16 protein-coding genes, 1 tRNA gene and 5 pseudogenes are annotated in these 19618 nt (G+C 59.6%); 11 read left to right on the top strand and 11 right to left on the bottom strand.

Going from position 1 to position 19618, the window contains the following annotated elements:
- Positions 1–40: 40 nt before the first annotated feature.
- The 4 genes from araD1 to chvE form a co-directional block, all read right to left on the bottom strand.
- Positions 41–1036 carry an AraD1 family protein gene (gene araD1, locus PYR71_RS09010; RefSeq protein ID WP_275619087.1) on the bottom strand — a complete coding sequence of 332 codons (996 nt, stop codon included), beginning with the start codon at positions 1034–1036 and terminating at the stop codon, positions 41–43.
- Between the two features lie 117 nt (positions 1037–1153).
- Positions 1154–2359 carry a multiple monosaccharide ABC transporter permease gene (mmsB, locus tag PYR71_RS09005; protein ID WP_275619086.1) on the bottom strand — a complete coding sequence of 402 codons (1206 nt, stop codon included), beginning with the start codon at positions 2357–2359 and terminating at the stop codon, positions 1154–1156.
- Complete coding sequence (mmsA, locus tag PYR71_RS09000; protein ID WP_275619085.1) at positions 2356–3894, bottom strand: multiple monosaccharide ABC transporter ATP-binding protein; 1539 nt, start codon at positions 3892–3894, stop codon at positions 2356–2358. The genes mmsB and mmsA overlap by 4 nt, the downstream gene beginning before the upstream one ends.
- Before the next feature lie 98 nt (positions 3895–3992).
- Positions 3993–5057, bottom strand: coding sequence for a multiple monosaccharide ABC transporter substrate-binding protein (gene chvE / locus PYR71_RS08995; protein ID WP_275619084.1), 1065 nt, complete (start codon positions 5055–5057; stop codon positions 3993–3995).
- Between the two features lie 271 nt (positions 5058–5328).
- Here chvE and PYR71_RS08990 point away from each other — a divergent pair, with 271 nt between their 5' ends.
- Positions 5329–6333, top strand: a complete 1005-nt coding sequence (locus tag PYR71_RS08990; RefSeq protein ID WP_275619083.1) for a LysR family transcriptional regulator — start codon at positions 5329–5331, stop codon at positions 6331–6333.
- A 151-nt stretch (positions 6334–6484) separates the two neighbouring features.
- Positions 6485–6955, top strand: a complete 471-nt coding sequence (locus tag PYR71_RS08985) for a hypothetical protein (RefSeq protein ID WP_275619082.1) — start codon at positions 6485–6487, stop codon at positions 6953–6955.
- Here PYR71_RS08985 and PYR71_RS08980 read toward each other — a convergent pair whose 3' ends face one another.
- The gene (locus PYR71_RS08980; RefSeq protein ID WP_275619081.1) at positions 6956–7240 is read right to left on the bottom strand and encodes a hypothetical protein; all 285 of its coding nucleotides are present in this window, start codon (positions 7238–7240) and stop codon (positions 6956–6958) included. It abuts the gene before it with no gap.
- A gap of 197 nt (positions 7241–7437) precedes the next feature.
- On the opposite strand from PYR71_RS08980, the gene iolG reads away from it, so the two are divergent.
- Positions 7438–8430, top strand: a complete 993-nt coding sequence (gene iolG, locus PYR71_RS08975) for an inositol 2-dehydrogenase (RefSeq protein ID WP_275619080.1) — start codon at positions 7438–7440, stop codon at positions 8428–8430.
- Positions 8431–9042: 612 nt separating this feature from the next.
- On the opposite strand, the gene PYR71_RS08970 is transcribed toward iolG, so the two are convergent.
- Positions 9043–10266 carry an ROK family transcriptional regulator gene (locus PYR71_RS08970; RefSeq protein ID WP_275619590.1) on the bottom strand — a complete coding sequence of 408 codons (1224 nt, stop codon included), beginning with the start codon at positions 10264–10266 and terminating at the stop codon, positions 9043–9045.
- Positions 10267–10492: 226 nt separating this feature from the next.
- Here PYR71_RS08970 and xylF point away from each other — a divergent pair, with 226 nt between their 5' ends.
- From xylF to PYR71_RS08950, 4 genes are all read left to right on the top strand, one after another.
- A complete protein-coding gene (gene xylF / locus PYR71_RS08965; protein ID WP_183912206.1) occupies positions 10493–11533 on the top strand; it encodes a D-xylose ABC transporter substrate-binding protein in 1041 nt (346 codons plus the stop codon).
- Between the two features lie 258 nt (positions 11534–11791).
- Positions 11792–13105: a sugar ABC transporter permease gene (locus PYR71_RS08960; RefSeq protein ID WP_275619079.1), complete on the top strand. Its 1314-nt coding sequence runs from the start codon at positions 11792–11794 to the stop codon at positions 13103–13105.
- Between the two features lie 14 nt (positions 13106–13119).
- Positions 13120–13902 carry an ATP-binding cassette domain-containing protein gene (locus PYR71_RS08955; protein WP_183912202.1) on the top strand — a complete coding sequence of 261 codons (783 nt, stop codon included), beginning with the start codon at positions 13120–13122 and terminating at the stop codon, positions 13900–13902.
- Between the two features lie 198 nt (positions 13903–14100).
- Positions 14101–14177, top strand: a tRNA-Arg gene (locus tag PYR71_RS08950).
- 128 nt (positions 14178–14305) lie between these two features.
- On the opposite strand, the gene PYR71_RS08945 is transcribed toward PYR71_RS08950, so the two are convergent.
- Together PYR71_RS08945 and PYR71_RS08940 are read right to left on the bottom strand one after the other, a co-directional pair.
- Complete coding sequence (locus tag PYR71_RS08945) at positions 14306–14698, bottom strand: hypothetical protein (RefSeq protein WP_275619078.1); 393 nt, start codon at positions 14696–14698, stop codon at positions 14306–14308.
- 60 nt (positions 14699–14758) lie between these two features.
- Positions 14759–15092, bottom strand: a pseudogene (locus tag PYR71_RS08940) (ATP dependent DNA ligase); the annotation flags it as partial.
- Here PYR71_RS08940 and PYR71_RS08935 point away from each other — a divergent pair.
- Positions 15082–15363: pseudogene (locus tag PYR71_RS08935) on the top strand (SOS response-associated peptidase); the annotation flags it as partial. The pseudogenes PYR71_RS08940 and PYR71_RS08935 sit on opposite strands and share 11 nt — an antisense overlap.
- A gap of 31 nt (positions 15364–15394) precedes the next feature.
- Positions 15395–15621 (top strand): annotated as a pseudogene (locus tag PYR71_RS08930) (hypothetical protein).
- Between the two features lie 134 nt (positions 15622–15755).
- Here PYR71_RS08930 and PYR71_RS08925 read toward each other — a convergent pair.
- Together PYR71_RS08925 and PYR71_RS08920 are read right to left on the bottom strand one after the other, a co-directional pair.
- A complete protein-coding gene (locus PYR71_RS08925; RefSeq protein ID WP_275619077.1) occupies positions 15756–16478 on the bottom strand; it encodes a Crp/Fnr family transcriptional regulator in 723 nt (240 codons plus the stop codon).
- Positions 16479–17296: 818 nt separating this feature from the next.
- Positions 17297–17536 carry a DUF982 domain-containing protein gene (locus PYR71_RS08920; RefSeq protein ID WP_275619076.1) on the bottom strand — a complete coding sequence of 80 codons (240 nt, stop codon included), beginning with the start codon at positions 17534–17536 and terminating at the stop codon, positions 17297–17299.
- Positions 17537–17913: 377 nt separating this feature from the next.
- Here PYR71_RS08920 and PYR71_RS08915 point away from each other — a divergent pair, with 377 nt between their 5' ends.
- The gene (locus tag PYR71_RS08915) at positions 17914–18597 is read left to right on the top strand and encodes a phosphatase PAP2 family protein (protein ID WP_275619075.1); all 684 of its coding nucleotides are present in this window, start codon (positions 17914–17916) and stop codon (positions 18595–18597) included.
- Between the two features lie 51 nt (positions 18598–18648).
- Here PYR71_RS08915 and PYR71_RS08910 read toward each other — a convergent pair.
- Positions 18649–18930 (bottom strand): annotated as a pseudogene (locus PYR71_RS08910) (sialate O-acetylesterase); the annotation flags it as partial.
- Between the two features lie 317 nt (positions 18931–19247).
- On the opposite strand from PYR71_RS08910, the pseudogene PYR71_RS08905 reads away from it, so the two are divergent.
- Positions 19248–19618 (top strand): annotated as a pseudogene (locus PYR71_RS08905) (hypothetical protein); the annotation flags it as partial.

The following is a 19618-nucleotide window of genomic DNA, read 5'->3' as shown; positions in this document are numbered from 1 at the left end:
CAAACACGGCCCGGCTGCGGACGCAGCCCGGCCTCGAAAATCAGAGCTGCTTGACGGAAATCTCTTCTTCGGCCGCTACCTTCAGGGGATTCCTGAGCGGCAGGCCGAATTCGGCGACTTCGATCTCGAAGAGGTCGCCCTCTTCCGTCTTGATGCCGTCGGCAAAGGAAAGTGTCGCCGTGCCGAACATATGGACATGAACATCTCCCGGAACCCGGAAGAGGCCATATTTGAAATGGTGATATTCCAGATTGGCGAACGTGTGCGACATATTCGCCTCGCCCGAAAGGAAGGGCTTTTCGAAGATCACCTTGTCGCCGCGCTTGATGCGCGACGTGCCGCGAATATCTTCCGGTGCTGCGCCGATGCGGATCTCAGGGCCGAAGCTTGCCGGGCGCAGCTTCGAATGGGCAAGGAAGAGATAGTTCATCCGCTCGGTGACGTGGTCGGAAAATTCGTTCGACAGCGCAAAGCCGATACGGAACGGGGTTCCGTCTTTGGCGATGACGTAAATGCCGGCCATTTCAGGCTCTTCGCCGCCGTCGAGCGCAAACGAAGGCGAGACGAGCGGCGCGCCGGGGGCCGCCGCGCCATAGCCGTTGCCTTTGTAGAACCATTCGGGCTGCACGCCCTTTTCGCCTGCTTTCGGCTTGCCGTTCTCAAGACCCATCTTGAACATCTTCATCGAGTCGGTCAGCGTTTCCTCGGCCGCCTCGGTGGTCTTCTTGTGCATTGAATCGCGGGTGGCGGCCGAACCCAGATGGGTAAGGCCGGTGCCGGTCAGATGCAGATGGGCGGCGTCCGGATGGGTGATCGGCGGCAGGAAGCTGCCTTCCGCATAGGCTTTCTCGAGATCGACGGCATCGCCGAAGCCATGCGCCTCGATGACCGCGGCCAGCGACTTACCGCCGTCGGCGGCTTCCATCGCCAGCTGATAGACGCTGCCGGCATTGTTGACCGATCTCGCCGCGCCGCCCTGCTCGCGCACGGCGACGACGATCTCTCCGTTGGCACCCTTGATCTGGGAAATAAGCACGACTTTGATCCTTCTCGTTTCCGCGAAGACAGAAAAGCTCCGCCTGTCCGGCCCCATCAGGAGCCGGAATCCATCTTTCATACGACTGCGAATGCCGGGGCTGGCGCCTGTCGGCGCTCAGCCCTTGTTCTTGTTGTAAACGTCGAAGAACACGGCTGCGAGAAGCACCGCACCCTTGACCATCTGCTGGAAGTCGATGCCGAGGCCGACGATCGACATGCCGTTGTTCATGACGCCCATGATGAAAGCACCGATGACTGCGCCGGTGATCTTGCCGACGCCGCCGGACGCCGAAGCGCCGCCGATGAAGCACGCCGCGATCACGTCAAGCTCGAAGCCAACGCCGGCCTTCGGCGTTGCCGAGTTCAGGCGGAGCGCGACGATCATGCCGGCAAGACCTGCGAGCACGCCCATGTTGACGAAGGTATAGAAGCTGAGGCGCTGCGTGTTAATGCCCGAAAGCTTGGTCGCCTTTTCATTGCCGCCCATGGCGTAGATGCGCCGGCCGACCGTCGTGCGCTTGGTGACGAAGGCGTAGATCGCGATCAGCACCAGCATGACGACGAGAACGTTCGGCAGGCCCCTGTAGCTGGACAATTGATAGCCGAGCCACCAAATGGCGCCCGAAACGACCAGGTTCTGGCCAATGAAGAAGCCCAGCGGCTCGACATCGATGCCATGGCTTTCATTCACCTTGCGGCGGCGCCAGGCGAGGTAGAAGAGGATGACCGGCAGGATGACGGTCAGGATCAGCGAGGTCGACTGGACGGGCGTGCCGAAGACGTCGATCATGTCGCCCGGCAGGAAGCCGGTGCTGATGACCTGGAATTCCCTCGGGAACGGGCCGATGTTCTTGCCGGCCAGCACCGTCAGCGTCAGGCCGCGGAAGACGAGCATGCCGGCGAGCGTCACGATGAAGGACGGGATGCGGTGATAGGCGATGAAATAGCCCTGCGTAGCGCCGATAATGCCGCCGACGATCAGACAAATCAGGCCGGCGACCCAGAAATTCATGCCCCATGTCACGGTGAAGATTGCCGCGAGCGCGCCGACGAAGGCGACGATCGAACCGACCGACAGGTCGATATGCCCAGCCACGATGACGAGCAGCATGCCGAGCGCCATGATGACGATGAACGAATTCTGCAGGACGAGGTTCGTCAGGTTGACCGGCTTGAAGAGAATACCGCCGGTGTAGAACTGGAAGAATACCATGATCGCGACGAGCGCGATGAGCATGCCGTATTCACGAATGTTGCCGCGGATGTAATCGGCAACTGAAACGACGTTGCTTTCCTCGGTTGTCGGGTTGACCGGAGTCATTGTCTCTTCTCCCCTGAGCGCATGATAGCGCGCATGATGGTTTCCTGGCTTGCTTCTCCCTTCGGCAGTTCGGCGACGATGCGTCCTTCGTTCATCACGTAGATGCGGTCACAAGTGCCAAGCAGTTCGGGCATTTCCGATGAGATCATCAGAACGCCCTTTCCATCGGCGGCAAGCTGGTTGATGATAGTATAAATCTCGTACTTTGCGCCAACGTCGATGCCGCGAGTGGGCTCGTCGAGGATCAAAATCTCGGGATCGGAAAACAGCCACTTCGACAGCACGACCTTTTGCTGGTTGCCGCCGGAAAGATTGACCGTCTCCTGGAAGATGCCGTGCGAGCGAATGCGCAGTTTAGACCGGTAATCGGTCGCAACCTTCATCTCCGTGATGTCGTCGATGACGCTGTTCTTCGAAATCCCTTCGAGGTTGGCGAGCGTCGTATTGTGCAGGATCGTGTCGTTGAGCACGAGGCCGAGCTGTTTGCGGTCCTCGGTGACATAGGCAAGACCCGCATCGATCGCCTTGCGCACGGTGCTGACATCGACAGGCTTTCCCTCGACGAAGACCTCGCCGCTGATCTTGTGTCCGTATGACTTGCCGAACACGCTCATGGCGAATTCGGTGCGGCCCGCGCCCATCAGGCCGGCGATGCCGACGACCTCGCCCTTGCGGACATTGACGTTGATGTTGTGCAGCACCTGGCGGTCGCGGTGATGCTGGTGATAGGCGTTCCAGTTCCTTACCTCGAAGATCGTCTCGCCGATCGGTACTGAGCGCGGCGGATAACGGTCGGCAAGGTCGCGGCCCACCATGTTCTTGATGATAATGTCTTCGCTGATCTCGTCCGCGTGACAGTCGAGCGTCTTGACCGTCATGCCATCACGTAGGACCGTGATCTGGTCGGCGACCTTGCGGATCTCGTTTAGCTTGTGGGAAATGATGATCGAGGTGATGCCCTGATTGCGGAACTCGATCAGCAGATTGAGCAGGGCATCGGAGTCCTTCTCGTTCAGCGAGGCTGTGGGCTCGTCGAGGATGAGCAGCTTCACGCTCTTCGACAGCGCCTTGGCGATTTCGACGAGCTGCTGCTTGCCGACGCCGATATCGGTCACCAGCGTATTCGGGGATTCGCGCAGGCCGACCTTCTGGAGCAGCTGCTTCGTGCGGTTATAAGTCTCTTCCCAGCTGATCACGCCGCTCTTGGCATTCTCGTTGCCGAGGAAGATGTTTTCGCCGATCGACAGCAATGGCACGAGCGCCAGTTCCTGGTGAATGATGACGATGCCGATTTCTTCAGAGTCCTTCAGCACTCTGAAATGGCGCGTCTCGCCTTCATAGACGATTTCGCCGTCATAGCTGCCTGTGGGATAGACGCCTGAGAGCACTTTCATCAGGGTCGATTTGCCGGCCCCGTTTTCGCCTACCAATGCGTGAATTTCACCCTTGCGAACCTTGAGGTTCACGTTCTCCAGCGCCTTGACGCCCGGGAACGTCTTGGTGATGCTCCGCATTTCTAGGATGGTGTTGTCCATAGTCAAAGTTCCAGCGCCGGCAGCTTGAAACAGCTGGGGCGATCATAAAATCGAAGGCCGGAACCCGCAAGCACGCGGGCTCCGGCCTCCTGTTTAACTTACTTCAGCTTGTCTTCGGTGTAGTAACCGCTGTCGATGAGGACCTGCTTGTAGTTGGTCTTGTCGACGGAAACCGGCTTCAGCAGATAGGACGGAACGACCTTGACGCCGTTGTCGTAAGTCTTCGTGTCGTTGACCTCGGGCTCCTTGCCGGACATGACGGCGTCGACCATGGCAACAGTGACCTTGGCGAGTTCGCGGGTGTCCTTGAAGATCGTCGAGTGCTGTTCGCCAGCGATGATCGACTTGACTGACGGGATTTCAGCGTCCTGACCGGAAACGATCGGGAGCGGCTGGTCAGCGGAACCGTAGCCGACGCCCTTCAGCGAGGAGATGATGCCGATCGAGAGGCCGTCATAGGGAGACAGGACGGCGTCGACCTTGGCGTCGGTGTAGTTGGCCGAGAGCAGGTTGTCCATGCGGGCCTGGGCCGTTGCCGCATCCCAACGCAGGGTGCCGACCTTGTCCATGCCGGTCTGGCCGGACTTCACGACGAGCTTGCCGGAGTCGATGTAGGGCTGCAGAACGGACATCGCGCCATCATAGAAGAAGAAGGCGTTGTTGTCGTCCGGCGAACCGCCGAAGAGTTCGATGTTGAACGGGCCCTTGCCATCCTTGAGGCCGAGGGCGTCAACGATGGAGGTCGCCTGGAGAACGCCGACCTGGAAGTTGTCGAAGGTGGCGTAGTAGTCGACGTTGGCCGAGTCGCGGATCAGGCGGTCATAAGCGATGACCTTGATGCCGGCGTCGTGAGCCTTCTGGAGAACGTCGGAAAGCGTCGTACCGTCGATCGAAGCAATGACGAGAACCTTGGCACCCTTGGTAACCATGTTTTCGATCTGCGACAGCTGGTTCGGAATATCGTCGTCAGCATACTGCAGGTCGGTCTTGTAGCCGGCGGCCTCAAGCTGCTTGACGATGTTGTTGCCGTCGTCGATCCAGCGAGCGGAGGACTTCGTCGGCATCGCGATGCCGACGAGCCCCTTGTCCTGCGCCATAGCAGGCATAACGAACGAAGCGACGCCGAAGGCAGCCGCAGCCATCAATGAGATAATGGATTTCATTTCTCTCTCCCTTGTTAATAGAGCAGCGGACGAAAAATCGCCCGCCCCGAAACTGTGGCAGGTTCCGTATTGGATAGTTACTTCAGATGGTGAGAAACGAAGTAGGTCTCCTCCACGATCTCACACGTGTTGAGTGCCAACCAGCACACGGCGGCAAACTGGTATGGATTCCTATAACTGTCAAATAGAATAAGTGGTAAAGTGCATAACAATTTTGGTATATCGATAAAAAGTATTACTTTTGATGGAGCGCAGCGGGGAGGCTGCAACCATGACGATCGTTTCAGAGCCCATTTCCATGGATCACGTCGATATCCACAGCGACAATTTCGGTGATGACAACCTTTTACGGGCGGGACTTAAGCTGAATCACCTGCGCATGATCGTCGCAATCGAAGATAGCGGACAGATTTCCGCAGCCGCGGATGTCCTCAACATTTCGCAGCCCGCCGCATCGCGCATGCTGTCCGAAATGGAATCGATCACCAAGGCTCAGCTCTATGAGCGGGTGGCCCGCGGCGTGGTGCTGACGACCTTCGGCGCGGCCCTTGCCAGACGTGCCAGGAAGATCCTGCTGGAGCTGCGCGAAGCGAGCCGCGAGATCGGCGAATTGAAGAGCGGCAAGGGCGGCTCGGTCTTCATCGGCGCGGTGACGGCGCCGGCCATGAGCCTTGTCGTGCCGGCGATCAACAGGGTGCGCAAGGCCTATCCTGGCATCGAGATCAACATCCAGGTGGAGACCAGCAACGTGCTCGCCCGCGAGCTGCTCGCCGCCCGCCACGACTTCATCATCGGCCGCATTCCCGACGATCTCAATCCGCGCCTGTTCGAGGTCAAGGAGATCGGCATCGAGCGCGCCTGCCTGATCGTGCGCAAGAGCCATCCGCTTTTAAAGCACAAGGTGAGCAGCCTTGCCGATGTCAGGGATTACGACTGGGTGTTCCAGCCGCCGGGCACGCTCTTACGCCGGACGATCGAGGACATTTTCCTGGCGCGCGGCGTGGCGCTGCCGGAAAATATAGTCAATACCTCCTCGCTGCTGCTGACCTGCGCCATCGTCTGCGAAACCGATGCGATCGCCCCCGTCGCCGTCGACGTCGCCCATTTCCTCGCCCGCCAGGGCGCCAAGGCCTCCGACGTGCGCGTGCTGCCGATCGATTTCGACATCAACGTCAAGCCCTACAGCCTGATCGCGGCAAGCGAACGGGCGCTGCCGCCGAGCGCACGACTGCTCTACGATATAATCCTCGAGGAAAGCCTGAAGCAGGCGGGATGAGCCCGCAAGCCCGGCGCCATCTTGGCCGGTCTTAATGTGCGCCGGAGCAATTTCGGCAAATGCGCAGCGGTTTTTTGCGTCCGGAAATTGCGTGAAAAAATAGAGCACGTCGGCCGATCGCAGACGCCGGAATGCTCTTCAAGGAAGCGGGATGCTGTTCGGACAGTCGGTATTTCAATCAGTGCTCGAGCGGCTGAAGGCGCAGGACGAGACGGCGGAAGACGACGCCGAAGCGTCGGCCGCCCACCGTGTTGCGGGCCTCGGCTCCGGCTTTGCCTTCGATGTCATGGAGAGTGTCTCTGTCGCCTCGCAGCGGATCGGCGAAGCCTATTTCGACAATCTGGAACACGAAGCCACAGCCCGGCCCGCGGAAAAACCGGGGCCTCTGCTTCCACCCGAGCCTGTGATGCCGGATCACCTCACCCGCACGGCCCCGCAAGAGGTTGCCGCCGAACTGGCGATCTCGGCGACCGATACGCCGCTGACGCTCGGCGAGAAGCGCCGCGCCTTCGCACGCGCCAATCATCCCGACGGCGTCGCCCTGCCCTTCCGCGACAATGCGACAAAGCGGATGATGCTGGCCAATCTCCTGATCGACGAGGCGCTCAGGCGATTGCGCTGACTATTCCGCCTGCCCGTCCTTCGAAGGCTTGTCCGCAGCCGGCGCCGCGGGCTCTTCGTCGTCGTCAGCGTCAGGCACGGCTGCGGGCTCCGCGACCTCGGGCTGCGGATTGAAGCTCCAGAACAGCATATAATACGCATAGGCGCCCGCCCCGGCGGAGATAACGGCCCAGAAGGGATCGCCGCCGATAATCTCGACCGTGGCCCAGCTGAAGCAGACGGCAACGATGGCAATCCGCACCCAGAGGCGCCGGTATGCCGGATGGTTCGGATCGATCAGTTGCATCTGTGCCCCGCGGTCGGATATGTCCCACATGCCCCCGGCATGCGTCGCACGGCCCACGGCCTGTGCCGCGCTTGTCTTTAGTTCGAATCTTGCAATTGTGAAAGAGCCGCGGGCTTGACGCGACGCAGAGAAGATGGAATGAAAATTCCAGTTTTTGGGTAATTCGGTTTATTTGTTCCGAATCAAGGGAGGTTCCTATGACAGTGAGATTCGGTCTTCTCGGCGCCGGCCGCATCGGCAAGGTTCACGCCAAGGCCATCAGCGGCGACGCCAATGCGACGCTGGTTGCGGTGGCGGACGCCTTTCCGCAGGCCGCCGAAGCCATCGCTTCGGCCTATGGCTGCGAGGTCCGCACCATCGAGGCAATCGAGGCCGCGAGAGATATTGACGCCGTCGTCATCTGCACTCCGACGGACACGCATGCCGACCTGATCGAGCGCTTCGCCCGCGCCGGCAAGGCGATCTTCTGCGAAAAGCCGATCGACCTCGACGTCGCCCGCGTCAAGGCCTGCATCAAGGTGGTGGAAGAGACCGGCGCCAAGCTGATGGTCGGATTCAACCGTCGCTTCGACCCGCATTTCATGGCGGTGCGCAAGGTCATCGACGACGGCAAGATCGGCGATGTCGAGATGGTGACGATCACCTCGCGCGATCCCGGCGCCCCGCCGGTCGACTACATCAAGCGCTCGGGCGGCATCTTCCGCGATATGACGATCCACGATTTCGACATGGCCCGTTTCCTGCTCGGCGAAGAGCCGGTCTCGGTGCTGGCGACCGCGGCCGTGCTCGTCGACAAGGCGATCGGCGAAGCCGGCGACTATGACAGCGTCTCGGTGATCCTGCAGACCGCCTCGGGCAAGCAGGCCGTCATCTCCAACTCCCGCCGCGCCACCTATGGCTACGACCAGCGCATCGAAGTGCATGGCGCCAAGGGCATGGCGGCGGCTGAAAACCAGCGCCCGGTCTCGATCGAGGTCGCCAACGGCGACGGCTACACCCGCCCGCCGCTACATGATTTCTTCATGACCCGCTACACCGAAGCCTACGCCAACGAGATCGCCGCCTTCATCGCCGCGATCGAGAAGGGCTCGAAGATTTCGCCGTCCGGCGCCGATGGTCTCGCAGCGCTGGCGCTTGCCGATGCGGCGGTGCAGTCGGTCAAGGAAGGCAAGCTGATCAAGATTGGCTGACGGCCCTCTCCCGACCGGCAACCATGCATGAGATGGCCGGGCAGACGCCCGGCCATTTTGCGTTTGTCTGGTAAAGGCGGCGGTGTGGATGCCCGGCTCAAGGCCGAACGGGGCGGAGGGTGCGGCCCTGGATTCCAGGCTCAGGGCCTGGAATGACGGAAAGTGAGGGTTGCGTTTGCAACAAAATCGCCGCCGGCGCAGCGGATGAGGCGTCGCAGTTGCTGGTCGAAGGCGGCTATACCGGGCACCGGACACGACCCGCCTGCCGAAACGCCGACCGCTCGTTTAGCAGTAACCCGCCCCCAACCTCCGTCATTCCAGGCCTTGAGCCTGGAATCCAGCCACCGCGCGTCTGCGCGGTGAATGAACCCCATAAGGCCTTGAAGGGAGTTACCCGCGCCCAAGGACGCGATGGATTCCTGTAACGAGCACAGACATGAGGGAGCAAAGGAGGCGCGATTTGCCCGTTGTTGAGGATGCGGTGTAGGTGCTCGGCTCAAGGTTGAGCGGGATGGAGGGTGGGGGCCGTGGATTCCAGGCTCAAGGCCTGGAATGACGGAGGGTGAGGGGTGCGTTGCGCCAGAAACCTAGCCGTCGCTGCAGTTCTCGGCGCTAATCCCCGCCCTGAACGCCCGAGATCACGATGTCCTGATCGATCACCGACAGTGCCCTGTTGAGATGGCCTTCGAAGACGAGGATGGATTCTTCGGGGACGATGCGGATTTCCGGCATGCCTTCCATGCGCACGATATGCGACTGGCCGAGGCCCTCTTCGATGCCCTGGCGCAGCAGGTCGTAATAGCGGGTGCCGGGGCCGGTGATGGCGATGGGCATGCGTTCGGTAAGGCTGAGCATGCGCGACAGCCCGTTGCCGAGGGCGAGCCCCGCCTGGCGGAAGGCGAAGGCGGAGGTGCGGTGGCCCTGGCGGGCCTTTGCGGCGATCTTGTCGAGCTCGGCGACGGGGACGAATTTGGCTGGGATCGTGTCGAGCGGCACTTCAAAGGCGCTGCGCAGGATCGCGTAGAAGCCGGCATAGGCCTCGATACAGCCGCGGGTGCCGCAGCGACAGAGGCCGCCACCCGCCATGTGCAGCATGTGGCCGAAATTCGGCGCCGAGACCTCCTGGCCGGTCTGGCCGCCGCGCCGGACGATTCCGAGCCCGATGCTGTGGCCGAGCGACAGCGCGGCGAGCGAACGGAAATCGGCGCCCTTGGCGATCTCCTCACGGGCGCCGAGCGCGGCCGCGACGAGCAGCGTCTCGTTGTCGAGAATGACCTTCGTCTGCCAATCCGGCCGCAGCGCCGATTCGAAATCGATCTGATCGCTGCCGAAAATCGGCGACCAGATGAGCACCGGCTCCGTGGAATCGACCAGGCCCTTGCTGCTGATCGAGATCAGCAGCACTTTTTCCTGGGAAATGCGGGAGCGATCGAGGATGCGCGAAAGGCCGGCGCGCACGCCTTCCATGAAGCGGGCAGCGCCTGAGGGATCATGCGAACGCTCCTCGCTGAACCGGTCGATCAGCTTGCCGGCATAATCGACCAGCGAATATTGCACGGCGTCCGAGGAGATTATGACGACGATGAGATAGCCGCAATCGCGCCGCTGGCGCAAAAGCACACGCGGCCGGCCACGGCCGCTCGCCGCCTGCTGCTCTGATTTTTCGATGATCTGGGCGCGTTCCAGATCGGCTGTGATCGCCGAGATGGTGGCCGAGGAAAGACCGGTGAAATCGGAAATTTCGGTATGAGCGAGCGCGCCGTGACGGCGCAGCACGGAGAGCACGAGCACGCTGTTTCTCTTACGGACCAGCTCCGTGCTCGACTTGGTCAGCATGAATGCCGCCCTCTCCTCCTGCTTATCCGCCCCTGATTTCCACTGCATGTCCGGCCGCCCTTCCGCAAGAGGCTGAGGCCGAAAGTCAGTGTTGACAGCTGAAAAAATCTCTGACATCAAATTTCTCGACTGTCGAGAAAATAATCCGAACTTTCCTCGACAGGCGTATCGCGGTGGCCGGAGGAAGCATGGGCTGGGCCGGTCGCAACTCACTCGGGAGGACACTATGAAGTCTATTTTGAAATTGATGGCAGGCGCCGCCATCCTTGTTTCCGTGCATACTGCTGCCATGGCTGCTGATCTCGTCGTCGGCGTTTCCTGGTCGAATTTCCAGGAAGAGCGCTGGAAGACGGACGAAGCCGCCATCAAGAAGGCTCTCGAAGCCAAGGGTGCTAAGTATATTTCCGCTGACGCGCAGTCTTCGGCCGCCAAGCAGCTGACCGACGTCGAATCGCTGATCTCGCAGGGCGCCAACGCGCTGATCATCCTTGCCCAGGACTCCGACGCCATCGGCCCGGCCATCGAAAAGGCTGCCGCTGAAGGCATCCCGGTTGTCGGCTACGACCGTCTGATCGAAAACCCGGCCGCCTTCTACATCACCTTCGACAACAAGGAAGTCGGCCGCCTGCAGGCCGAAGGCGTCTTCAAGGCGAAGCCGGAAGGCAACTACGTCTTCATCAAGGGCTCGTCCTCCGACCCGAACGCAGACTTCCTTTTCTCGGGCCAGCAGGAAGTGCTGAAGGCCGCGATCGACGCCGGCAAGATCAAGAATGTCGGCGAGGCCTATACGGACGGCTGGCTGCCGGAGAACGCCCAGCGCAACATGGAGCAGTTCCTGACCGCCAACAACAACAAGGTTGATGCCGTCGTCGCCTCCAACGACGGCACGGCCGGCGGCGCGATCGCAGCGCTCGACGCCCAAGGCCTCGCCGGCTCCGTTCCGGTTTCCGGCCAGGACGGCGACAAGGCGGCGCTGAACCGCATCGCGCTTGGCACGCAGACGGTATCGGTCTGGAAGGACAGCCGCGAACTCGGCAAGCGCGCCGCTGAAATCGCTCTCGACCTCGCCGGCGGCAAGGACATGAGCAAGATCGAAGGCGCACAGGCCTTCAAGGGCGGCCCGAAGGGTGTTGAAATGCAGTCGGTCTTCCTGAAGCCGCTTGCCATCACCAAGGACAATCTGAACGTCGTCATCGACGCCGGCTGGATCTCCAAGGCTGAAGCCTGCCAGGGCGTGAAGGCCGGCACGGTCGCCGCCTGCAAGTAAGCAAGCTTCGAACGAAATCCGGCGCCGCAGCGGAGAGACCGTTGCGGCGCCGGATGCGGATGCGAACTCCAAGAATGCAGTTCCTCCGCCCGCCGCACCATCGCGGATTTGCATTCCCTGCCGGAAGGGTGTCGCGACGCCAGGCGACCGGTTTCCGGAAGCATCACGATGGTCATTTGAAGAACAGACGATGACGCCGCCCACAACTCGGGCATGCCGGCGCAGCCGTCCAAACACAATGGGGGAACGGCAAAACCCATGGCCGAAATGGTAAAATCCACCACATCAAGCGGGCCGCGAACGGCGGAAGCCAACCCGGTGACCCGCTTCTTCCGCGCAACCGAGATCGACACACGCCTGCTCGGCATGATCGGCGCGCTCATCATCATCTGGATCGGTTTCCACATCATCACCGGCGGCCTGTTTCTGACCCCGCGCAATCTCTGGAACCTCTCGGTTCAGACGACCGATATCGCGATCATGACGACCGGCATGGTGCTGATCATCGTCACCCGCAACATCGACCTTTCGGTCGGTTCGGTGCTCGGCCTCTGCGGCATGATCATGGGTGTGACGCAGGCGAAGATCCTGCCTGAGTATATCGGCTTCGACAGCCCCTTCACCTGGGTGATTACGCTTGTCATCGGCCTGATTGCCGGCGGCCTGATCGGCACATTCCAGGGCTTGATCATCGCCTTCCTGAACGTTCCCTCCTTCATTGTCACCCTCGGCGGCCTGCTCGTCTGGCGCGGCGCGACCTGGCTCGTCACCAGCGGCCAGACGGTTGCCCCGATGGACCAGACCTTCCGCATCATGGGCGGTGGGGCGGAGGGCTCAATCGGCGCCACCTGGAGCTGGATCGTCGGCATCGCCGCCTGCCTCTTCGTCATCGCCAGCATCGTCGGCTCGCGCCGCCAGCGCCGCCGCTTCGGCTTCCCGCGCCGGCCGATGTGGGCGGAATATTTCCTCGCCATCCTGAGCTGCGTGCTGATCCTCGGCGCCGTCTCGATCGCCAACAGCTATTATTGGCCGATCAACATCGCAAAGAAATATGCCGAAGCCAACAACATCCCCTGGCCCGAAACCGGCCTGGATATTCCCTACGGCATCGCCGTGCCGGTGCTGATCGCCATCGTCGTCGGCATCATCATGACCTTCATCGCCACCCGGCTGCGCTTCGGCCGCTATGTCTTCGCGATCGGCGGCAACCCTGAAGCGGCCGAACTGGCCGGTATCAAGACCCGCTGGGTGACGGTGCGCATCTTCGCGCTGATGGGCATTCTGGCCGCGATCGCTGCTGCGATTTCCACCGCCCGCCTCAATGCGGCAACCAACTCGCAGGGCACGCTCGACGAGCTCTACACCATCGCCGCCGCCGTGATCGGTGGAACGTCGCTGGCGGGCGGCACCGGCACCATCGCCGGCGCCATGCTCGGCGCGCTCGTCATGCAATCGCTGCAATCCGGCATGGTTCTCGCCCATGTCGACACGCCGCTGCAGAGCGTCGTCGTCGGCACCGTCCTCGTCGTGGCGGTCTGGCTCGACACCGTCTATCGCGCCCGTGCCAAGTGAGAGGAGCCTCAAACATGACTGATCACCGCACTCCCCTCGTGGAACTGAAAAACATCTCGATCGCCTTCGGCGGCATCCACGCCGTGGACAATGCCTCGGTCGATCTTTACCCCGGGGAAGTCGTCGCCCTGCTCGGCCACAACGGCGCCGGCAAATCGACGCTGATCAAGATCCTCTCCGGCGCCTACAAGCGCGACTCCGGCGAGATCCTGATCAATGGCGAGCCGGCCGACATCCGCAACCCGCGCGATGCCAAGAAATACGGGATCGAGACGATCTACCAGACACTCGCCGTCGCCGACAATGTCGACGCCGCCGCCAACCTATATCTCGGCCGCGAGCTGAAAACCCGCTGGGGTACGCTCGACGACGTGGCGATGGAGGCTTCCGCCCGCGAAGTAATGGGGCGCCTCAACCCAAACTTCAAGCGCTTCAAGGAGCCGGTGAAGGCGCTTTCGGGCGGCCAGCGGCAATCGGTGGCGATTGCCCGCGCCATTCTCTTCAACGCCCGCATCCTGATCATGGACGAGCCGACGGCAGCGCTCGGGCCGCAGGAGACGGCACAGGTGGGCGAGTTGATCAAACAGTTGAAGAAGGAAGGGATCGGCATCTTCCTCATCAGCCACGACATCCACGACGTCTTCGACCTCGCCGACCGCGTCTCGGTGATGAAGAACGGCCAGGTGGTGGGCCACGCCCGCACCGAGGATGTGACCAAGGACGAGGTGCTCGGCATGATCATCCTCGGCAAGGTGCCGCCGAAAGCCATCCCCGGCCCCGGCGCCATGCAGATCTGAGCGCTGCAAGCTCATCGCCCGACGACCGCTCCGCCGCCCGCAAGGCCGGCGGAGTTTTTTATACGCACCGAGAGGCTGACACACAAAAACACGTGCCAAACCGCAAGCATCGGTATTTCTGAGAATTTCACGATTGAAGCCGGCCGCAAGCTAGGCTAAGAACCACCCATCGGACAGGCGATTCAACGCCTCAGGCATGCACCCGTAGCTCAGCTGGATAGAGTGTTGGATTCCGATTCCAAAGGTCACAGGTTCGAATCCTGTCGGGTGCGCCATATTTCTCAGGTCCATTCTGGACACATAGCATGAACTGGAGAGGAACACCTATCGGCCGGTGCATGAACTGGACGAGGATGGCCATGTGGATGGAACAGCATTAATATCGATGTGACGAACCCGACGACTAGCGGGAAAATAAATCATCCGGGAACTTGTGATAGCTGCAGTTGTTCATCGAATAGAGTTCCAAACCAGGACCTAGTTCGTTCCGTGAAAGTTCCCATTCGAACGTGTCGTCACCACCGAGGCCGGTAATCAACGCCATCGTGGCCAGTTCCATTTCCAAATCGATCCGTATCATCCGGGTCGAATCGTTGGGGTCCGTCGGCAGCAAACGTGATTCTCCGATCGATAGCGACTTCACGCGTTCCTCAACGACGACCGTCGCCTTCGCCAGTAATTCGTTCCGGGGAGGACACGGAGGCGTAGCGGCTGCTGGCTTCAACCCAATAGCTGCCAGAAGAAAAATTGCTTTTAAGCAGACTTGCATACGTGTGTTCAGAAGCGCCCGCAGCATCGTTATTTTTCCTTTCGTGCAGGATGCCTAAGCTGCCTCAATTGCGTGAGGCTGTAATTCTCATTCCATCTCATAAACCGCGGCGTGATCCTGCGCCTCCCGCTCCCTTATACGACGCATGTCGCAGCTTCGCGTCATGAGTCCATCCTAGATGTTCGCATCTCAGCAACAAGCTCCGGACGCATGTAGACAGTATTGCGCTTTCTGCTGGTATCGACTGCGGGCTTGCCGATAAACAGCTTGTCCATCTGCTCACGGAGCTCGGCGGCGGAACGCTTCATGAAGCCGGTTCCCACTCCCCGACAAAGACGAACTCATTACCTCTGCGAGCGGCGAGCAGAAACCGGCTGATGCCGCCGGACGATGCTGTCGACTTCTCGTAGCCAGTGACCAGCTTCGCCGAGCCGGACCCGGCCAGCAAGGAAGAGGGTGGAAAGTCAAAGACGGTCTAACGAGACGATCTTTATGCCTTTCTGACGACCGATCCCAACGGTGTCGTCAAGCCGATCCAAATGCCTGTCCTGCTGCTGACGCAAGAGGAAGTCGACGTTTGCATGCGCGCGCCATGGGAAGAGGCAAAGGCGCTCGCTCGCGCGCTGCCGAACGATGCAATCAAGATGGTATCGCGCGAGGCCTATGGCTCGAGCATCATCAACAAGGCGGGGAACCGGTGCAAACGAGTTTGCTATATACGCCATGAGCATTACCAACCATTCGACCGCGCCCGGCGCGCCAATGGACACTTTGAGCATTATTGCGAGGAGGAAGGCTGCCGAGAGTGCGGAGGATTCGGCCACAGTCCATCCAAGGCAATTCCGGTCCGCTGGTGGTGCTGGGAGCATTTCCCGCACAAAACCTATGAGCAGGAACAGGCGCTGAGGAGCAAGCTCGAGGCGGCCGAGCACGGGGACGTTGACCGATGATTGCTGGATTGATCCTCTGCACCTCGCTGACGGCCGTCGACTGCGACACTGCGAATCCGACGTCTCGGCGGCGGAATGACCGATGTAGCTGATGATCCTTTTGCCGACTGAGGTAACGCCGTTTCTTCGGTCTTTCAGAAGAGCCCGGTCATTAGTCGACGGTACTCTGACTCGGGTATGCCGTAAGCATCGTGAGCGAATTCTTCCAACGCCTCGCGGTTCCTGATGACGACAATGCCGCGCTCGGATCGGATGAAGCCGTTGCCTTCCAGCACATGTAATGCCGTCGTCGCGCTGGCGCGCCTGACCGACAACATCATGGACAGGAATTCATGGGTAACAGGCAACCGATTGCCAGATATGCGGTCGTCGCACATCAGCAGCCATCGCGCCAAGCGCTCGTTGACGTCATGGACTGCGTTGCAGACTGCGGTGTAGGCGAGTTGGACCGAGAAGGCCTCAATGGAGCGGATGATGACCTTCCAAAGGTTGCGGTTCTCCTCCATCGCGACCCGGAAGTTTTCATAGCTCATGCGGTAGGCTTCACCATCCCATTGCATGCTGATGTCATGGGTGCTGCTGTCAACACCGGCAATGGCTGTGGTCGGGACATAACCTTCGAACCCGAAGACGCCCGCCTCCGCTTGGTTGCCCGCGGGAGTGGTTGCAACAAGAGAGGCAATGCCGCTCTCCAGGAAATAGACGTGCTCGAAGTTCTCACCTCTTTTGGCAATTATCGAGCCCCGTGGAAGGGCCACCAGTTCCAGATGCGGTGCAAGAGGGACGAAGTCGTGCTCAGGCAAAATGTTCAGAAGCTTGTTCTTTAAAAGGTGCTGTCTGGGAGCCGATCGCAACATCCTCTGTTAGTGGGAAAGGTCAACGCAGGTCCAGCCTAGAGCCAAGTATAACGGTTGATACATTGCGAGTACGTACGCTTTCATCCCGTTACGCACGACCAGATCAAGCGGCCGCTCAACGCACAGGAGAGAGAATAGGGGACAGTTTTACTTTTGTTACCCAGGCGAGGACTTTTGTCACGAACCGCACACATCGAAAATCGACCGCTTTACCTTTGAAGAGCGAAAGGAAACTTAACATCGAATTAATCTGAATTTCAAAATAACCTCATAGATTTATCATGATGCAACCAGTTGCTGTTCTGCTTAGAAAACCACCCCCTCCGTGCACTCCCCGCCCCGGCCGGGGTTTTTCCGACGAGCGGAATTCGCCGAGGCGAATGTAACTTTCTTTCAATTACCTTGTTCGGGGCCCGGAAGTGCCGCGGAGCTGCGGCCTATCCACCTTTCCAACACACACTCGACAAAGCCCCCAGGTGAGGGGCTTTTCTGTCCGGCATCGTACCGGAACCGCATTGGGACAGCAGAGTTAACTCACCGGATCGCGGGAGAAAGTCAGTACTTTCGGATCGCATAGTGCCTTTCTCTTGGCGATCCACCTCATCCAAGAGTTGGGTCGTGCGGAGGCAAGTTTTCCGGTCCGCTCCCAAGCGACTCTCCGCGCGGCCCGACACTTTCGAAAATTCACAGAAAGCGCAAGGCTTAGTGGCGCACCCGATCGCTCCTAATCAGACTCCGATCTTTTTCATCCTTTGCCACTCTTCCAGGGTCGGCTGAGTGGCGGCATGATCCAGTTTCTCACTTCAAACGAAGCGACCTCAAGGTTGATGAAGGATGCCGGATTCCTTCGCCGCAGCCTCGAACGCAGATCGCGCTTCCGCATCGGGAACAACGCCACTCGCCGCGTCCAGGCATACCTTCCACACTGTCGCATAGGTCGCGCTTCTCTTGTCGGGCCAGTATTTCTTCAAGAATGCGACCGCCTCTCTAGCGTTCCTGATGACGTGAACACGATCATCTATCTTCAATTCGACATTCGCGTCCCAGATGCTGATCATGGCGTCCTCCGTGGGGCAGGCTTCCCACAAACGTACATTAGGAAGATCTGTTCCAAGCGAACGATATTGCCGAGGCGGCATGATTGGAGCCCGCCCACAATTGCCCCGCGAAGATGCGGGACTTTGCTTGAGTCAGAGGGGCGCCGTTTTTCGTGACCCCGCCACGCAACGTGAGAATGACGCCTGGCGGGCGGTGACCATTTGGAACGAGGGGATCATTCCGCAATGAGTATTGAAGGACATTCGACAGCGCCGGGAGCGAACGTGATCGTCGAGCACTATTGCTGTGTCGCCGGCGGCACGAAGTGGTCTTAAGGGGACGATGACATAAGTAAACATCATGGATCATCCAAACCAAACAATTGGCTGGCTTCTCGATGCTGAATAGTCTCGACACCTTCGTGATTAAGCTGATGGGTCAATATTCATCCAAGTCGATTATATCGAATAAGCTCATTATTCGTTTTCTCGATTTGAACACTGTAAAATTTCTGCCTCTTTTTATATTATTATGGTTTCTATGGTTTTTTCGAAATAAATGGAAGCCAGTTGTTGTCGAATGCGTCATCGATATGTTCTTCGGAATTGGCTTATCTCGGCTCATACAACTGTTTCTGCCCGAGCGTCTCAGGCCGCTGCATTCAGGCAATCCCGACTTCGTGCTGCCTTTGGGCGTTGATCCGAAAACGCTTGAGCATTGGAGTTCCTTCCCCAGTGACCATGCTGCGCTGACCTTCGCGGTATCGACAACGATGTGGCGCGCATCCCGACCGCTTGGTGCGGCCTGCTTCATCTGGTCGACGTTCGTGATTTGCCTACCGCGCATCTATGCTGGCTATCATTATGCGACCGACATCCTGGGTGGCGCTTTTGTAGGCGTGTGCGCAGCCCTTCTGGTAGCGCGCCCTCTTCAGAAGCTATTGATGCCGCATGTGCTAACGGTTGAGGAGCGCTTTCCAGGTTTGTTCTTCTCTGGTTTCTTTGTCATATCCTATGAATTTGTGACGCAGTTCGACGAACTGCGGCTCGTTGGAAGGGCCATTCAACACCTCATCTCGTGATTGCGAGTTTGACGAACTCGGATAAACGGCCCACCCTCCCACTGCAGGCCGCAACGCGTCGGAATCCACGCCCTCTCGGATACCTTGGCCGCTTCTTGACAGCGCCAGTTGCGCCCGCACGACCGGATTATCTGGAATATGCTCTTTGAAACCGCCATTGCTCGGTTCCAGGCATTTCGATGCGATCGAAATATAAACGGGTGCTTCCACGCCGTGCTGACGCAATGTGTTAACCATCGACAGGAAACGTTCCTGATATGCCTCCGCAGTGGTGCCTAGAACGAGGTCCGCCTCTCCTTGCACCCAGAGGACGCTTGTTATCCGATAGCCGGACCTGGGCGTCGACGCCGGAAGGTGAGCATGGCAGAATAGGATTCAGCCAGTCTCGATTGCTGGTAAGTTCGGAGCGAATGGCAGCATTGGTTTTGGCCTGATGCAGCCGCTGCCCCGTTAGCGTCGCACAGTCAGCAAGGCCACGGGCTCCCGTTCGTTGTTCGGATGATCTACATTCCCTGTGAAACGTTGTAACGCGATTCCGGCTGCCAAATTCCTTGGTGCGAAGACACATTGCATCAGTCCCCCCGTTCCTATGCGTGTGGCCCGAAGGTATCTATTGTCCACGAATGCCGAGCGTTGGGAGTATGTATGTAATGTCGGCAGTGCCTTTCTCAAAGATATCGACGCCGCTCAACGCGCTGTTCGCTACAATCGGTCTCTTGGTCGTTGCGGCGCTGACGACGCAGGGCCTTACTGGACAGGAGAGGCTTGTCTTTGAGCTGCTACTTGCGGCAATTTGGCTGGCCTATGTTCTCCAACTGAGCGGCACATTGCTTTCACGACGACGCCGCTTGTCGGGGGGGATGACGGCCCTCGTGATCGATTTGCTCGCGGTTCTGGTTCCGGCTGCTGCATTCTTGTTCATTGGGTCCCGTGACCGAGACCTTTATTGCGCCATCTGGCTTCTCAAACCGTTGCGCGACTCGACCTTCTTCAGGCTGCTGGCAAAGGTGGTCGCGAATGA

Origin of the sequence: Rhizobium mulingense (assembly GCF_029194105.1) — a bacterium.
In the GTDB taxonomy this organism is placed as follows: domain Bacteria; phylum Pseudomonadota; class Alphaproteobacteria; order Rhizobiales; family Rhizobiaceae; genus Rhizobium; species Rhizobium mulingense.
This window is presented reverse-complemented; position numbering and strand designations above follow the sequence as displayed.

What these genes read in the sequence shown, in the direction of transcription:
- PYR71_RS08980 (WP_275619081.1), bottom strand. Translation starts at nt 7,240, where the DNA reads ATGCAACTGATCGATCCGAACCATCCGGCATACCGGCGCCTCTGGGTG.
- mmsB (WP_275619086.1), bottom strand. Translation starts at nt 2,359, where the DNA reads ATGACTCCGGTCAACCCGACAACCGAGGAAAGCAACGTCGTTTCAGTT.
- xylF (WP_183912206.1), top strand. Translation starts at nt 10,493, where the DNA reads ATGAAGTCTATTTTGAAATTGATGGCAGGCGCCGCCATCCTTGTTTCC.
- PYR71_RS08970 (WP_275619590.1), bottom strand. Translation starts at nt 10,266, where the DNA reads ATGCTGACCAAGTCGAGCACGGAGCTGGTCCGTAAGAGAAACAGCGTG.
- mmsA (WP_275619085.1), bottom strand. Translation starts at nt 3,894, where the DNA reads ATGGACAACACCATCCTAGAAATGCGGAGCATCACCAAGACGTTCCCG.
- PYR71_RS08955 (WP_183912202.1), top strand. Translation starts at nt 13,120, where the DNA reads ATGACTGATCACCGCACTCCCCTCGTGGAACTGAAAAACATCTCGATC.
- PYR71_RS08990 (WP_275619083.1), top strand. Translation starts at nt 5,329, where the DNA reads ATGACGATCGTTTCAGAGCCCATTTCCATGGATCACGTCGATATCCAC.
- chvE (WP_275619084.1), bottom strand. Translation starts at nt 5,057, where the DNA reads ATGAAATCCATTATCTCATTGATGGCTGCGGCTGCCTTCGGCGTCGCT.
- PYR71_RS08960 (WP_275619079.1), top strand. Translation starts at nt 11,792, where the DNA reads ATGGCCGAAATGGTAAAATCCACCACATCAAGCGGGCCGCGAACGGCG.
- PYR71_RS08945 (WP_275619078.1), bottom strand. Translation starts at nt 14,698, where the DNA reads ATGCTGCGGGCGCTTCTGAACACACGTATGCAAGTCTGCTTAAAAGCA.
- PYR71_RS08920 (WP_275619076.1), bottom strand. Translation starts at nt 17,536, where the DNA reads ATGATCAGCATCTGGGACGCGAATGTCGAATTGAAGATAGATGATCGT.
- PYR71_RS08915 (WP_275619075.1), top strand. Translation starts at nt 17,914, where the DNA reads ATGCTGAATAGTCTCGACACCTTCGTGATTAAGCTGATGGGTCAATAT.
- PYR71_RS08925 (WP_275619077.1), bottom strand. Translation starts at nt 16,478, where the DNA reads ATGTTGCGATCGGCTCCCAGACAGCACCTTTTAAAGAACAAGCTTCTG.
- iolG (WP_275619080.1), top strand. Translation starts at nt 7,438, where the DNA reads ATGACAGTGAGATTCGGTCTTCTCGGCGCCGGCCGCATCGGCAAGGTT.
- PYR71_RS08985 (WP_275619082.1), top strand. Translation starts at nt 6,485, where the DNA reads ATGCTGTTCGGACAGTCGGTATTTCAATCAGTGCTCGAGCGGCTGAAG.